The sequence below is a fragment of the Erythrobacter sp. SD-21 genome (assembly GCF_000181515.1).
Taxonomy (GTDB): Bacteria; Pseudomonadota; Alphaproteobacteria; order Sphingomonadales; family Sphingomonadaceae; genus Qipengyuania.
Window position 1 is genome coordinate 290,550 of the sequence record NZ_ABCG01000001.1, and the last position, 14,318, is coordinate 304,867.

14 protein-coding genes and 1 tRNA gene are annotated in these 14,318 nt (G+C 62.7%); 4 read left to right on the forward strand and 11 right to left on the reverse strand.

All coding sequences use genetic code 11. The features are described from left to right. Nucleotides 1–5 precede the first annotated feature (5 nt). The 6 genes from ribB to ED21_RS01475 all read right to left on the reverse strand — a co-directional run bounded on the left by ribB (nt 6) and on the right by ED21_RS01475 (nt 5,241). The gene (ribB, locus tag ED21_RS01450; protein ID WP_034920938.1) at nt 6–1,244 is read right to left on the reverse strand and encodes a 3,4-dihydroxy-2-butanone-4-phosphate synthase; all 1,239 of its coding nucleotides are present in this window, start codon (nt 1,242–1,244) and stop codon (nt 6–8) included. 76 nt (nt 1,245–1,320) lie between these two features. Further along, a complete protein-coding gene (locus ED21_RS01455; protein WP_006832032.1) occupies nt 1,321–2,988 on the reverse strand; it encodes an acyl-CoA dehydrogenase family protein in 1,668 nt (555 codons plus the stop codon). Then, nucleotides 2,985–3,800, reverse strand: coding sequence for a hypothetical protein (locus ED21_RS01460; protein WP_006832033.1), 816 nt, complete (start codon nt 3,798–3,800; stop codon nt 2,985–2,987). The genes ED21_RS01455 and ED21_RS01460 overlap by 4 nt, the downstream gene beginning before the upstream one ends. A 3-nt stretch (nt 3,801–3,803) precedes the next feature. Further along, nucleotides 3,804–4,610, reverse strand: a complete 807-nt coding sequence (locus ED21_RS01465) for an enoyl-CoA hydratase-related protein (protein ID WP_006832034.1) — start codon at nt 4,608–4,610, stop codon at nt 3,804–3,806. Between the two features lie 115 nt (nt 4,611–4,725). After that, a tRNA-Lys gene (locus ED21_RS01470) sits at nt 4,726–4,801 on the reverse strand. 110 nt (nt 4,802–4,911) lie between these two features. Next, nucleotides 4,912–5,241 (reverse strand): hypothetical protein, encoded by a 330-nt coding sequence (locus tag ED21_RS01475; protein ID WP_156787216.1) that lies wholly within the window; start codon nt 5,239–5,241, stop codon nt 4,912–4,914. Between the two features lie 115 nt (nt 5,242–5,356). On the opposite strand from ED21_RS01475, the gene ED21_RS01480 reads away from it, so the two are divergent. Further along, nucleotides 5,357–5,560, forward strand: a complete 204-nt coding sequence (locus tag ED21_RS01480) for a hypothetical protein (RefSeq protein WP_034920941.1) — start codon at nt 5,357–5,359, stop codon at nt 5,558–5,560. Nucleotides 5,561–5,653: 93 nt separating this feature from the next. Beyond that, nucleotides 5,654–6,076, forward strand: a complete 423-nt coding sequence (locus ED21_RS01485) for a response regulator transcription factor (RefSeq protein WP_006832037.1) — start codon at nt 5,654–5,656, stop codon at nt 6,074–6,076. A 6-nt stretch (nt 6,077–6,082) separates the two neighbouring features. On the opposite strand, the gene rodA is transcribed toward ED21_RS01485, so the two are convergent. From rodA to ED21_RS01510, 5 genes are read right to left on the reverse strand one after another with little or no spacing between them, the layout of a single operon-like run. Beyond that, entirely contained in the window at nt 6,083–7,204 is a 1,122-nt protein-coding gene (rodA, locus tag ED21_RS01490; protein ID WP_006832038.1) for a rod shape-determining protein RodA, read from the reverse strand. Continuing rightward, nucleotides 7,201–9,327 carry a penicillin-binding protein 2 gene (gene mrdA / locus ED21_RS01495; RefSeq protein ID WP_006832039.1) on the reverse strand — a complete coding sequence of 709 codons (2,127 nt, stop codon included), beginning with the start codon at nt 9,325–9,327 and terminating at the stop codon, nt 7,201–7,203. Before mrdA ends, rodA begins: the two co-directional genes overlap by 4 nt. Then, a complete protein-coding gene (locus ED21_RS01500; RefSeq protein ID WP_006832040.1) occupies nt 9,327–9,878 on the reverse strand; it encodes a hypothetical protein in 552 nt (183 codons plus the stop codon). The genes mrdA and ED21_RS01500 overlap by 1 nt, the downstream gene beginning before the upstream one ends. Next, on the reverse strand, nt 9,878–10,768 hold the full coding sequence (gene mreC, locus ED21_RS01505) for a rod shape-determining protein MreC (RefSeq protein WP_006832041.1): 891 nt from the start codon (nt 10,766–10,768) through the stop codon (nt 9,878–9,880). The genes ED21_RS01500 and mreC overlap by 1 nt, the downstream gene beginning before the upstream one ends. A 12-nt stretch (nt 10,769–10,780) precedes the next feature. Beyond that, nucleotides 10,781–11,824: a rod shape-determining protein gene (locus ED21_RS01510; RefSeq protein ID WP_006832042.1), complete on the reverse strand. Its 1,044-nt coding sequence runs from the start codon at nt 11,822–11,824 to the stop codon at nt 10,781–10,783. Nucleotides 11,825–12,021: 197 nt separating this feature from the next. On the opposite strand from ED21_RS01510, the gene mutL reads away from it, so the two are divergent. Together mutL and ED21_RS01520 are read left to right on the forward strand one after the other, a co-directional pair. Beyond that, nucleotides 12,022–13,824: a DNA mismatch repair endonuclease MutL gene (mutL, locus tag ED21_RS01515; RefSeq protein WP_006832043.1), complete on the forward strand. Its 1,803-nt coding sequence runs from the start codon at nt 12,022–12,024 to the stop codon at nt 13,822–13,824. After that, entirely contained in the window at nt 13,824–14,318 is a 495-nt protein-coding gene (locus tag ED21_RS01520) for a hypothetical protein (protein WP_034920944.1), read from the forward strand. The genes mutL and ED21_RS01520 overlap by 1 nt, the downstream gene beginning before the upstream one ends.

Sequence of the window (14,318 nt, forward strand, 5' to 3'; positions counted from 1 at the left end):
GGGGGTCACTCCGGAATGGGCATGTGGTCGACGATGTTGAGGCCATAGCCTTCGATCGCGACGACGGTGGGTTGCGAATTGCTGAGCAGGATCATGTCCTCCACGCCCAGGTCGGCAAGGATCTGCGAACCGATGCCGACATTGCGCTCGGCCTCGCTCTGGCCATAGCCGCTGGCCGGGCGGCCGGTGATGATGACGATTACGCCCGAACCATGCTCGCCCATGACCTGCATCGCGCGCTGGAGCGTGCGCTTGCGGGGGCCGGGCTTGCCGAGCACATCATCGAAGATCGAGATCGGATGGACACGGGTGAGAGTGGGCTGGCCTTGGCTCACCTCGCCCTTCTGCAGAACGTAGCTCTCGCTGCCGTCGACGGTGTTGCGATAGGTCAGCATGCGCCAGGCACCGCCGTAATCGGAATCGAAGGTGTCCTCCGCCGTGCGCTCGACGAGGTGGTCGTGGCGCATGCGGTATTCAATGAGGTCGCGGATCGTGCCGATCTTCATGTCGTGCTTGCGCGCGAAGCTGACCAGATCGTCGAGCCGGGCCATGGTCCCGTCGTCCTTCATGATCTCGCAGATCACGCCGGAGGGGTTGAGACCGGCAAGGCGCGAGATGTCCACCGCGGCCTCGGTGTGACCGGCGCGTACCAGCACGCCGCCGTCGCGAGCGGTCAGCGGAAAGACGTGGCCGGGCGTGACGATATCGTCCGGGCCTTTGGTCGGATCGATGGCGACCGAGACGGTGCGCGAACGGTCGGCCGCGCTGATGCCGGTGGTCACACCCGTCTTCGCCTCGATCGAGGTGGTAAAGGCCGTCTGCATGCTCTCGCGATTGTCGCGGCTCATCGGTTCGAGGCCGAGCGCCTTCACGCGCTTGCTGTCCAGCGAGAGGCAGATGAGACCGCGACCATGCGTGGCCATGAAATTGATCGCGTTGGGCGTGGCCATTTGTGCCGGGATGACGAGATCGCCCTCGTTCTCGCGGTCTTCGTCGTCGACGAGAATGAACATGCGACCATTGCGCGCTTCGTCGATAATTTCCTCGGCGCCGACGATGACCGGGGTCTCGTCATTTGCTTCGAGGAAAGATTCGAGCTTGCCGAGCGTCTCTGCGGTCGGGTTCCAGCTGTCATCGGTGCAATCGCGAAGGGTGTTGGCATGGAGGCCAGCGGCGCGGGCAAGGCCGGCGCGGGTCATCAGACCAGTGCCGACAATAGTTCGAACTTTTTCAATCGTATCCATGGTCGCACCCGCTAGCACATCATAATGTGATAAGCAATCAAGCGTCACATTGGATGTGAACTGGGCGCGTCTTTGTTTAGCCGTGGTTCCTCCGGGAAGTCACCAGACCTCTCGCGATCACCTGCGCCTGGATCTCGCCCGCTCCTTCGAAGATGTTGAGAATTCGGGCGTCGCACAACACACGGCTTATCGGATATTCTAGCGCATATCCGTTTCCACCATGGATTTGGAGAGCGTTGTCAGCATTGGCCCACGCGACACGCGCAGCAAGCAGTTTCGCCATGCCCGCTTCAATATCGCAGCGCACCCCCCGATCTTTGCGCCGCGCCGCAGCGTAGGTCAGTTCACGCGCCATGACGAGTTCGCAAACCATCATTGCCAGTTTGTCAGAAACACGTGGGAAGGAGAGCAAGGTCTTGCCGAACTGCTTGCGTTCCAATGCGTAGGCAAGGCCCAGGTCGAAAGCATTCCAGCCCACGCCGATCGCACGTGCTGCGGTCTGAATGCGCGCACCTTCAAAGGTCCGCATCAATTGCTTGAAGCCCTTGCCCTCTTCTCCTCCGAGCAGGCCATCGGCCGCAACTGCAAAATCCTCGAATCCCAGCGTGTATTCCTTCATCCCGCGATAACCGAGCACCTCGATTTCGTCGCCGGCAATTCCTGCATCGGGGAAGGGGTTCTCATCGTTTCCACGAGTCTTCTCGGCAAGGAGCATCGAGAGGCTACCGTAGCCCGCTTTGTCCGGATTGGTGCGGCACAATACCGTCATCAGGTCGGCCCGCGCAGCATGCGTGATCCACGTCTTTGCCCCTTTCAGGCGCCAGGTGCCATCCTCGGCTATCGTGGCGCGCGTTCGAACAGAAGCGAGGTCCGATCCCGTATCGGGCTCGGTGAACACGGCGGTAGGCAACATCGACCCATTGGCGAGTTTGGGCAGGAACTTCGCCTTCTGCTCTTCCGTACCGTTCTCGCCAATCAATTCCCCGGCGATTTCCGAACGTGTCCCTAGTGAACCGGCGCAAATCCAGCCGCGGGAAAGCTCTTCCGACACGAGGCACATTGCGGACTTGCCGAGCCCGAGTCCACCGTACTCCTCCGTGATGCAGACACCGAACACCCCGAGTTCTGCCATTTCCTCAACTACCTTGATCGGGATCAGCTGGTCGGCGAGGTGCCACTGGTGCGCATTTGGTGTAATCCTGTTGCGTGTGAACGAACGAAACTGGTCACGGATCATGTCCAGCGTTTCGTCCCCGAAAGCCTCGAACGGTCGCCCCCCATCCGCGAGCATTGCGGCGAGTGCGGCGCGATTGTCAGCGGTGTTGCCCTTGATGATAAACGATCTTGCGGCATCAGAAGCCGCAAACTCTTCGGCCCTTTCTACGAGACCGAAATCGCTTGGCCGGACGAACTCGTTCTGGCTCATCGGGAGCCCGCCGGCAATTTGTGCACAATATTCGCCGAAGGCTATCTTGAGCACCAGTTCCTCGATCCGACCGAAACGTCCACGATCGCGGGCGCGCTCGGCCCATCCGGTCACAGCGGTCATCGCCTCTGCTGCGGTCGCGATCCATGCGAAACCATGGACGATGTGCTGTTCGCGTTCGGCAAGGTCGGCTTCGATCGAGCCGCCAGGAGCGATCCTTTGGGCCACCCTGTCGTGAACAGCATCGGCATAGGCGCGCGCACTGGAGGTAGCGTCTGCTGCGAGAGTGACCCAATCCACTGTTTGGTCGTCCTTCATCGATACTTGAACTCTGCCGTCATTGCCGTGACGCCGTCGGCCCTGACGGCTTCACATGCGGTATCCGAAGTCTGACGCAGGTATATTGGCTGGCCAAGAAAAAGCGGGGCGAGCGCTCGAAAGGAGAACGCTGAAAGGGTTCCACCGCGCATCGCTAGTCCGGCAAGACGTGCGGCCGTGAAAGGGCCATGAACGATTAGGGCAGGGTAACCCTCGACGCCGGTCGTGTAGGGCAGGTCGTAGTGGATGCGATGTCCGTTGAACGTCGCGGCCGAGAACCGAAAGAGATTAACCTCGTCCGGCTCCCACTTCTCGCCCTGCGGCTCGCTTGGCGCTGAATGGGGCATGGGCACCGGATCACCCCAATCGCGATATACGTAAGTCTGGCGTTCGCGCACGCGCACCGAACCGCTCTGTTGGAGTGTCCGATCGACGTCGACGAAAATCAGGTCGCCCGAGCGGCCGGACTTGTGGGTTACCTCTGCAACCTGGCTCGTCAATTTACCAGGTACACCGAGCTTAACAGGACCACCGAAATCCATCGAAGCCGTGGCAAACATGCGTCTGGGGAGGGTGATCGCCGGGAGAAAATTGCCGCGTTTCGGGTGTCCATCAGGGCCAATCTTGTCATCGGTCGGGCAGGGTAGGAAAAAAGCCCAGTGCGCCAGTGGCACGTCCGCGTCCGCGCGAGCCAAACCTATGGCGCGTGCATAGCGGAGGAGGGAAAGGGGGTCGATGATTTGTTCTTCGACCATTTCCCTGCCTACGGCTTTCTGCCACTCGTCAAGCTGCGCGCCGGTAATTTCGGACAAAGTTCACTCTCCCCTATACTGCGCCTTCCGTTTCTGGAGGAACGCCATCGCGCCTTCGGTGGCATCGGCCGTGTTACCCGCAATACGCTGAGCGCGCGCTTCTGCTGCGAGTGTCGAGGTGAAATCCTGTGATAGGCCTTGACGAAGCGTCTGCTTCATTTGTCCAAGCGCGACAGTCGGGCCAGCGGCAAGCCGTTTTACGAGGGCGGTCGCCTCATCTTCCAATTCATCGTCCTCGACGCATTTGTAGATAAGCCCGATACGCTCTGCTTCCTCGGCGAAGATCTTCTCGCCGAGCATCATCATTCTGGTGGCCCGCGCCGTGCCGATGAGGCGAGGCAACATCCAACTCGAACCACCGTCGGGAACGAGACCAATATTGGCGAAGGCCTGCAGGAAGTATCCGCTCTTGCCGGCGATCACGAAATCGGCTGCCAAGGCAATCGAACAGCCGACACCAGCAGCCGGACCCTGCACAAGCGAAACAACGGGCACGGGAAGCGCCGCGAGAGCCTCGACCATGGGATTGTAATGCTGGGTGAGGGAAGCAAAAGCGCGGTCGCCGCCTGAGATCGACATTTCGGCATTGGCTGCGAGGTCTGCACCAGAGCAGAAGGCGCGCCCGGCACCGCGGATCATGACAGCACGGGCATCGCCTAGATCGCGGATGGCGGTGAAGATTTCGTCGGCCATCTGTGGAGGACACGCGTTTAGGCGTTCGGGCCGGTTCAGCGTGATTGTCAGGACCGCATTGCTGCGCTCGACCAGAATTGTACTGAATTCGCTCACAACGCTCTCCCGAAAATTCATGTTTCGGGACTTTCTTGAGCGGATAGGTCCGAGAATGCAACCGTTCTCGGCGCGATCAACAGCGAGCCGGCGGCATGACACTGCCTACAGAATTTCGCTCGCGACGAGTAGGAAATGGTGGACGCACTAGGGCTCGAACCTAGGACCCGCTGATTAAGAGTCAGCTGCTCTACCAACTGAGCTATGCGTCCACACTCACGGTCAGAATTCCGTGTCCCGCCCGGTGTTGCGGGCGTTCCCCGACTCGGGGGAGGCGCTCATATAGCGGCTGTTTCGAGGAAAAAAAGCGCTAATCGAAAATTTATGCGACGTTGCGATTGCGGAGCAGAGTGATCCCGCCTTCGCGCAGCCGGATCGTCGCGCCGAACGGGTCGCTCGGATTGTCGAGGATGTCGACGATCTTGCCGTATTCGAGAGTGCGCAGGGCCGCAAAGGCTTCGTGCAAGGGGAGGCCGGTCAGGCGATGGATATCCCACACCGTCGTTTCTTCGGCGTTCTGCTCTCGGCGGCAAAGTGCAAGCAGCACTTCGCGGCAGGCGCCATCGCCTGCGAATTGAGCCAACGTCTCGCAATCGAGATCATCGGACGCGTGTTTTGAAGCGCCTGCGGAGAGGCGTGTCGGTTCGACCACTGTGCAACCCTTTTGTCGGTGCCGAACGCCTCTTCCTCCGCTCGCACCATCTTGTGACTCTTCCTTAGCGGGTAATTTAGCGTAAGGTAGTCACACGGTCAGGGGACAACCTCAGGTGGCCATGAAAATGCAGGATTTTTCGGCACATATCGAGCGGATGGAGGATTGCGAGGCAATTCTTGAATACGTATTCGCTCAGCTGCAGGAATTTGGCGCGACCTGGGTCGGGTATCATTTCAAGCCGGTCTTCGCGTCGCATACGTCTCGCCGGACCGTCATCTGGGTGCAGGGCCTCACACTTGAAGAGCAGCGGCTCTAGGTCAAAACCCTTCGTGAGAACGATCCCGTACCGGGGCTGACCTTCGCCCATGGCCCCATCTTGTGTTGGCGGAAAGCGGAAGAAATTACACCGATGGAGGAGGATGTGAAGGCGCACCTCGACAAGCTGCGTGCGCTGGGTGTCAGGAATTGGGTCGGTTTCGCGCTCTACGGCCCCCGCAATCGGGACGCCTTCGGATCAGCCGGATTTTCGAGCGAACCTTCCGAGCTGGCAGAAGGCGTGCTCACCGCGACGCACAGCATCCTGTCGTCGGCGCACCTACAAATTTGTCGCATCATGGACAGGGCAAATCCCGAGATATCCCTGTCCCAGCGGGAAAGGCAGGTGCTGGAACTCATGGGAAGCGGCAAGACTTCAGTCGAGATCGGAACGATCCTCGCCATATCTCCCGAAACGGTGAAGACCTATACCAAGCGGCTCTACGAAAAGCTGGAAGCGAACGACCGCGTTACGGCAACTGTGCGAGCGCTAAAGCTGGGGCTCGTCGAACTCTAGGACCCGTCAGCTGCCGATAAGGCCGGTGCGCGGCGCCTTGCGGTTCCAGCGATGCACCATCATCAGAATCCCGATACAGATCATGTTCGTCATCATCGAGCTTCCGCCATGGCTGATGAAGGGCAGCGGAATGCCGACCACGGGCGCAAAGCCCATCACCATCAGCAGGTTGATCGCGATGTAGAAGAAGATCGTCGCCGTCATGCCCGCGGCGAGCAGCTTGGAAAAACGGTCGTTGGCGCGCCTCGCCACCCTGATGCCCCACCACAGGATCGTACCGAAGCAGAAGAGAATGAACATCCCGCCGACGAAGCCCCATTCCTCGGCCATCGTGGCGAAAACGAAATCGGTGTGCGGTTCGGGAAGATAATTGAGGTGGCTTTGCGACCCTTCGTTGAAGCCCTTGCCGAACATCCCCCCCGAGCCGATGGCGATCTTGGACTGAGTGATCTGGTAGCCGTCGCCCAGCGGATCGTTCTCCGGGTCGAGGAAGGTAAGCACTCGCTTCTGCTGGTAGGGCTGGAGCCCGATGAAGAAGGCGACCGGGGCCAGCGCAATCCCCGCGACACCGGCCATGATGAACCACCGCAGGGGCAGGCCGGCAAGAAACAGCACCACGAAGCCGCCGAAGGCGATGGCGAGCGATGTGCCGAGATCCGGCTGCAGGAGAACGAAGGCGATCGGGGCGAGAATGATGGCCCCGGCCGGCACCAGCGCGCGCCAGGTGGGCACCATTCCGACGGGAAGCCCGCCGTAATAATTGGCCAGCGCGATCACCGCGGCCGGCTTCATCAGTTCGGAAGGCTGGATACGAATCGGCCCCACTTCGAGCCAGCGCTGGCTACCGCCGCCGACCTGGCCGACGATCTCCACCGCCATCAAAAGCAGCAGGATCACGAGATAGCCGGGGTATGTCAGCATCTGGACCGTCGGCTTGTTGAAGCGCGAGATGACGATCGCCATTGCGAAGAAGATGGCAAAGCGGACGAGGTGCGACTTGGCATAGGCGTCGAAATTGCCTGCCGCGGCCGAAGTCAGGACCAGCGCTCCGAAAGCGATTAGGCCGAACAGCGGGAACAGCATCATCCAGGGCTGGCGCGCAACGGGAGCCGGGACGATGCCGTTCATTCGGAGGTTCCACCTTGCGTTGCGGCGGGAGCCCGGGCTGAAGGGGGCGAAGTGGGTGCTGATGTCGATGCCGAACTGCTCGGCGGGCGCGAGCCCTCGTTGCGCGACGAGACGGCCTCGGCGGCCATTGCCTCGGACTGGCGCTGCGCCAGCCGGGCCTCGGCTTCGACCTGGTCGAAAATCTGCTCGGTGCGCTGCGGCACGGGCTGGACGACCTCGCCCGCCGCCGCGGCATAGGCGCGGTATTTCGCGTCCAGACGCTGCTGGGCGTTGCCGCCCCATTGCTCCTCGAGCGGGCGCAGGGCTTCCATGCCCTTCACGGGATCGAGCAGGAAGGTCATCACGTCGCGTGCGATCGGATAGGCCGAGCCTGAGCCCCCGCCATGTTCGATCACCACCGCGCCGGCGTATTTCGGTTTGTCGAACGGGGCAAAGAACACGAACAGGCCGTGGTCGCGGTATTTCCACGGGCCGGTCTTGCCGTTCGAGATGCTGAGCGAGACGACCTGTGCGGTACCCGTCTTGCCGGCCATTTGGACGCCTTCGATAGGCAGGCGCGCACGGCCGGCGGTTCCGGGGCCGTTGACGACGTCGCTCATGGCCTTGCGGACGTAGTCGATCTCGTCGGCGCTGAAGTCGAAATGTTCGAACTCAGTTCGCGGATCGTCCATCCGCAGGTGCGGGACGACCTTGTATCCGGTTGCCAGGCGCGAGGTCATCACTGCCAGCTGGAGCGGGTTCACCAGATAATAGCCCTGTCCGATCGATGCGTTGACGGTGTCGTAGGGCTGCCAAGCCTGATCGTATTTACGTTGTTTCCACGAGGGTTCGGGAACAGTGCCGTAGAACTGGCTGGTGACGGGCAGGTCGAATTCCTCGCCCAGACCCATCTTGTGCGCCCATTCGGCGACTTTCTCAAAACCGATCTGCTGGGCGAAGTGGTAGAAGTAGCTGTCGCAGCTCTGGTAGATGGCCTTGGCCATGTCGACCTGGCCATGGTTGCTCCAGCAGTTGAAAAAGCGATTGCCGATCCGGCGCCCGCCGCCGCAGATGATCGTTTCCTCCGGTTTGATCCCCGCATCGAGGAAGGCCATGCAGTGCATCGGCTTGACGGTCGAACCCGGCGGGTAGAGCCCGCTCAGGACCTTATTGCGCAGCGGCACGCGCTCGTCGTCGCGCAGCATCGAATATTCGACGCGCCCGATGCCGGCCGAAAAGCTGTTGGGATCGAAGCTGGGCATGGAGGACATGCACAGGATGTCGCCGCTTTCGCAATCCATGACGACACAGGACCCGCTCTCGAGCCCGATGCGGCGCGCAGCGTAGTCCTGGAGCGGACCGTCGATGGTCAACCGGACCGGCGCGCCCTGCTTGTCTTCGCGCGTCTCCAGGTCGCGCACGATGCGGCCCGAGGCCGTGACCTCGACGCGCCGTGCGCCGGGTTCGCCCTGCAATTCGTCCTCAAACTGAGACTCCAGCGCATCCTTGCCGATCTTGTATCCCGGCGTGATGAGGATCGGATCGGGACGCTCCTCATATTCTTCCGCCGAAGCCGGACCGACATAGCCAATCAAATGGCCGACGCTGGGCCCGGTCGGGTAGAAGCGCGAGAAGCCCCGCTGCGGAACCACGCCCGGTAAATCGGGCAGGCGAACGCTGATTGCGGCGAACTGGTCGTAATCGAGGCCGGTTGCGACCTCGATGGGCTGGAAGCCGCGCGCTTCGTCGATTCGCTTGGTTATGTCAGCAACGTTGTTCGACGAGAGATCGAGGATCTTCGCCAATTCCGTGATCGTGGCTCCCTTGTCACTTATCCGGTCGGGAATGACGTCGACACGAAAATCAGCCCGGTTCGATGCGAGGGGCGCCCCGTTCCGGTCAAGGATCCAGCCACGGCGCGGCGGGATCAACGAAAGGTTGACGCGATTGCTCTCGGATTCGAGCACCCAGCGTTCGTTCTCGGCAATGCCGATGTAGGCCATGCGTGCGGCAAGGATCGTTCCGATGCCGCCCATGCCCGCGCCGATGACGAAGGTGCGGCGATCGAAGGCGTTGTCCAGCGTGGTCTGGCTGACCAGTTCGCGCGGCTTAGCGCCTATCCGGCGGCGGCGGAACAAACCCATCAGACACGTCTCCAGCGGCGCAGGCGCAATTCGTCGAGCCGGGCGACGAAGCGGGCAATGACAGGGAACAGGAGAACAGTAAGCACGAGTTGCGGCACGATTGCGACGAGAGCTGGTAGGGTGGGGGAGGCCCCCGAAAGGAGCCACCCTGTCACCAGATACAGGGTCGAGAGTATACCAGCCGTGAACCAGTCCTGCCAGAAAGCTCGCCAGGGCCAGCGCATCTCGACTAGTTCGATCACCAGGAGCGTCACTGACCACGTCAGGATCGCAAAGCCGAAGGGCTGGCCGCTGTAGAGATCGTCGAACAGGCCGAGGGGGAAACCGGCCCAGACCGGCAGCAGGCCAGGCCTCACGAGCCTCCAACTGAGGAGCAGCAGGAAACCGAGCGGAGGCACCATGGGCAGTGCCGCCGCGATGGCCAGCATGGGCAGCAAAGATCCGAGCAGGATCGAGGCCCAAGGAATGATGTTGGCGAGCAGCGGCGAGTGGGAACGGTTTATGCGACTGCCATAGGCATCGCTGCGGGCACGCGGTTCGATACGGTCCATCAGTCGCCCAGTTCCTCTTCGACGGGCGTGCCCGCACCGATGGCGGCCTCGGGTTCGAAGATGGGTTCCACGGCGACGAAATCGGTCGCGGCCGGATCGCTGACGATGCGCGCGAGGCCGCCGTCATCCGCCAGCTCGGTCACGATGGCGACCGCGATACCCGGCGGATAATATCCGCCCGCGCCGCTGGTGACGAAGAGATCGCCGGGTTGCAGCGGATTGATGCCCAGATTGATGAGCTTGATCCGCAGGAGGCTGTCGCCGCGTCCTTCGGCAAAGGCCACGGTTTCGTCACCCGCCCGGCGCACGGGAAGGACACTCTCGCTGTCGGTGAGGAGCAGGACGCGGGAGGAGGAGTTGCCGGTTTCGAGGATACGTCCAACCACGCCGCGCGGGCTGCGTACCGGCATGCCCACAGTGACCCCGTCGTCGGACCCGGCGCCGAGATAGGCGAAGCGGCGCGTGCTCGACGCTGTGGAGCCAACGAGGCGCGCCACCGCGACCGGCGTGCGATCCTTGTCCTGCAATTCGAGCAGGCCCTTGAGACGCACGTTTTCCTGCCGTAGCGCCTCGGCCTCGGCTAGGCGAATGCGGGCAAGTTCCATTTCGCGCTTCAGTTCGGCGTTCTTCGATCCGGCGCGGTAGTAGCCGCTGATCGAATCCCACAGCGATTTGGAACCGGTCCGCGCCGCAGCCACGGTTTCGGTGGCGGGGGTTGCCGCGTCCTGCGCCGCTCCGCGCGGACCGCCGAACAGATCGGGCTGGAAGAGGGAAACGCCGAGAAGAACGGCACCGATGAGCGCACCGGCACCGGCCACGATGTAACCCGTGAACAGATTATATTGCGCCCGCTTGGAATAGCTGGAGCGCCGCTGGCCACTCGGCGCCATTGCCGTACCCCCTTATGCGGTCATCAAGACGCCGCGATAGATCGGGTCTTCCATAGCACGGCCCGTGCCCAGCGCCACACAGGACAGCGGATCTTCCGCAATCGTGACAGGCAGGCCGGTTTCCTCACGCAGGTACTCGTCGAGGCCGCCGATTAGCGCGCCGCCGCCGGTGAGCACGATGCCCTGGTCAACGATGTCTGCCGCCAGTTCCGGAGCCGTGTTCTCGAGCGCGATGCGAACGCCCTCGATGATGGCGCCGATGGGTTCCGAAAGCGCTTCGGCGATGTGCCCCTGGTTGATCGTGATTTCCTTGGGCACGCCGTTGACGAGGTCGCGGCCCTTGATCGTGATCTGCTCGCCTGTGCCGTCTTCGGGCGGTCGGGCGACGCCGTAATCCTTCTTGATCCGCTCCGCCGTGCTTTCGCCGATCAGCAGGTTGTGGTGTCGTCGGACGTAGGAGACGATGGCTTCGTCCATCTTGTCACCGCCGGTGCGCACGGAGGTGGTGTAGGCGAGGCCGCGCAGCGAGAGGACGGCGACTTCGGTCGTGCCGCCGCCGATGTCGACGACCATGGAGCCGACCGGTTCGGTCACCGGCATATCGGCGCCGATTGCGGCCGCCATGGGCTCAAGGATAAGGTAGACCTGTGAAGCGCCTGCGTTCGAAGCGGCGTCGCGAATGGCGCGGCGCTCGACCGAGGTCGAACCCGAAGGTACGCAGATGGTGATTTCGGGATAGCGCATCAGGCTCTTGCGGCCGTTCACCTTGCGGATGAAGTGCTTGATCATTTCCTCGGCCACGTCGAGATCGGCGATCACGCCGTCACGCAAGGGGCGGATGGCTTCGATGGAATCGGGCGTCTTGCCCATCATCATCTTCGCATCGTCGCCCACCGCCTTGACGCGCTTCATGCCGTTGACCGTCTCGAGCGCGACAACGCTTGGTTCGTTGAGGACGATGCCTTGGTCCTGCACGTAGACAAGCGTGTTGGCGGTGCCAAGGTCGATCGCCATGTTCTGTACGCCGAATTTGAAGATGTTGTTCCAGAGGCCCATTTTTGTGTCGTAATCCGTGTGATGCGTGGGGTCAGTCGAGGGGTGCGAGTCGCCGCTGTCGTGAACCCGGGGGGAAACGGTGGCGGTGCCTTAGCTTTATTACGCGCGGAAAGCCAAAAATTTCCTCACGGCTTGCGGGGGATAGGCTAACAAGTTGCCTCGGATTCCTCGCGCTTCGTCGCTATGCTTGCCGGTCCATGCCCGAAATACGCCGCCTCCCCGACACATTGGTCAACCGCATCGCCGCCGGCGAGGTGGTCGAACGCCCCTCTTCCGCGCTCAAGGAACTGGTCGAAAACGCCATCGACGCGGGCGCGTCGCGGATCGCGGTGAAGCTGGTCGAAGGCGGGCTGACCAGCCTCGAAGTGACCGATGACGGTTGCGGCATGAACCCTGACGAAATGGCGCTCGCGCTCGAGCGGCACGCGACGTCGAAACTGCCCGACGAGGCGATCGAACAGGTCGCAACGCTGGGCTTTCGCGGCGAAGCGCTGCCGAGCATCGCCAGCGTGGCGCGGTTCACGCTCGAGAGCCGTCCGCGGGGTGCGGAGCAGGGCTGGAAACGTGTGGTCGATCACGGCGAGCTGGTGGCCGAGGGCCCCGCTGCCCTGCCGCCGGGAACCCGGGTGCGGGTGGAGAACCTTTTCGCCAAGATTCCCGCGCGCCGCAAGTTCCTGCGCACGCCGCGCAGCGAATACGCCGCCTGTCTCGACGTGGTGAAACGCCTTGCCATGGCGCGGCCCGATGTCGCGATCACGCTGGACCATGGCGATCGCCGCATTCTTGGCCTGCAGGGCGGGGAAGGGCTGGCCAACCGTGTCGCGCAGGTCGTGGCGCGCGAGTTGAAGGAGAACGGGGTCGCAATCGATCTCGACCGCGGGACCATGCGCCTTACCGGCATTGCGGGCCTGCCGACCTACAACCGCGGGATTGCTGATCACCAGTATCTTTTCGTTAACGGCCGTCCGGTGAAGGACCGGCTGCTGACCGGCGCGGTTCGCGGTGCCTATTCCGATATGCTCGCGCGCGACCGGCACGCGGTGCTCGCCCTGTTCCTCGTCCTGCCGCCTGAAATGGTGGATGTGAACGTCCATCCGGCCAAGACCGAGGTGCGTTTCCGGGATTCCCAGGCGGTGCGCGGTTTCATCGTGTCGGGGCTCAGGAACGCTCTGGCGACCGGCGACAAGCGCAGCGCGCAAACGCCCGACGCCTCCGCGATGTCGCGCTGGCAGCAGGAGCCCGTCCGCGAGGAGCCAGCCCCGGCGCTCCGCTCGATTTTCGAGGGGCGCGACTGGTCGACACCGCAGACGCGTGTGTCCGAGGCAGGTGCGGCGTGGCGCGGCTATGAGGCCGAGGTCATGGCCGAACCGCGCGGCCGCGCCGAGGAAGCCGCCCCCGCCCCTGCGGCAGAGCAGGACTATCCGCTCGGCGTGGCGCGTGGGCAGGTGGCGAATACCTATATCGTGGCCGAGGCGAAGGACGGGTTGGTCCTCGTTGACCAGCACGCCGCGCACGAACGGCTCGTGCTCGAACGGCTGAAGGCGGCGGGCGCGGAAGAGGCGGTGGCGCGCAGCCAGGCGCTGCTGATCCCCGAAGTGGTCGAACTGGAAGAGACCAGCTGCGACCGCCTGGAAGAGGCCGCCGACACACTGGCCAAGCATGGACTGGCCATCGAACGGTTCGGCCCGTCCGCCATGCTTGTGCGAAGCCTGCCGCACGCCATCGCGCGCACCGATCCCGAAAAGCTGCTGCGCGATATCGACGACGACCTCGCCCTCAATGGCGAGGCCCTGCATCTCGGCGAGAAGCTCGACCTCGTGCTCGCCACCATGGCCTGCCACGGCTCGGTCAGGGCAGGGCGCACCTTGCGCGTCGACGAAATGAACGCGCTGCTGCGCGAAATGGAGCGCACGCCGCGCTCGGGCCAGTGCAACCACGGTCGTCCGACATGGGTTAAACTCTCGATGGAAGACGTCGAGAAACTGTTCGGGAGGCATTGATGCGTTGGTTACCAGTCCTTGCCCTTGTCGCTTTATCAGCCTGCGACAGCACTACGCCGGCCAAGGAAGAGGCTGCGCGTCAGGCCGACGTGGCAGAGGTCGAGGCCAATCAGGAGTCTCCGCCCGAGGAGCTTGTGCTCGATCCGATCCGCTATCCCGAGATCGAGAAGCACAACCTGTATGGCGCCGGGTGCAGCTTTGCGCCCGATGGCGGCGGGTTGGGCGCGGTGGCTCTGGCGATGGCGGACGAAGGCTACCTGATCCGCAACGGCGAATTGCTTACGCTGGCGGCAGACAAGGGAAGCAAGGAAATGCCCTACCTCGCGCGGCGGAAATACGATGGCCGCGAGTATTCCTTCACTCTCGATCTTGACGAGGCCGGGGGCGAGCAGAGCGGTTACGAGACCACCGACTATCGCGGCACGCTAACCGTGCGCGACGGCAACGACCGGGTGCTTTACCAGGCCGAAGGGCTCACCCAGTGCGGCGCGTGA

Coding starts and splice junctions, on each gene's coding strand:
- mrdA (WP_006832039.1), bottom strand. CDS start 9,327: ATGGGTTTGTTCCGCCGCCGCCGGATAGGCGCTAAGCCGCGCGAACTG.
- ED21_RS01510 (WP_006832042.1), bottom strand. CDS start 11,824: ATGGGCCTCTGGAACAACATCTTCAAATTCGGCGTACAGAACATGGCG.
- ED21_RS01520 (WP_034920944.1), top strand. CDS start 13,824: ATGCGTTGGTTACCAGTCCTTGCCCTTGTCGCTTTATCAGCCTGCGAC.
- ED21_RS01485 (WP_006832037.1), top strand. CDS start 5,654: ATGGAGGAGGATGTGAAGGCGCACCTCGACAAGCTGCGTGCGCTGGGT.
- ED21_RS01465 (WP_006832034.1), bottom strand. CDS start 4,610: ATGAATTTTCGGGAGAGCGTTGTGAGCGAATTCAGTACAATTCTGGTC.
- rodA (WP_006832038.1), bottom strand. CDS start 7,204: ATGAACGGCATCGTCCCGGCTCCCGTTGCGCGCCAGCCCTGGATGATG.
- mreC (WP_006832041.1), bottom strand. CDS start 10,768: ATGGCGCCGAGTGGCCAGCGGCGCTCCAGCTATTCCAAGCGGGCGCAA.
- mutL (WP_006832043.1), top strand. CDS start 12,022: ATGCCCGAAATACGCCGCCTCCCCGACACATTGGTCAACCGCATCGCC.
- ribB (WP_034920938.1), bottom strand. CDS start 1,244: ATGGATACGATTGAAAAAGTTCGAACTATTGTCGGCACTGGTCTGATG.
- ED21_RS01455 (WP_006832032.1), bottom strand. CDS start 2,988: ATGAAGGACGACCAAACAGTGGATTGGGTCACTCTCGCAGCAGACGCT.
- ED21_RS01500 (WP_006832040.1), bottom strand. CDS start 9,878: ATGGACCGTATCGAACCGCGTGCCCGCAGCGATGCCTATGGCAGTCGC.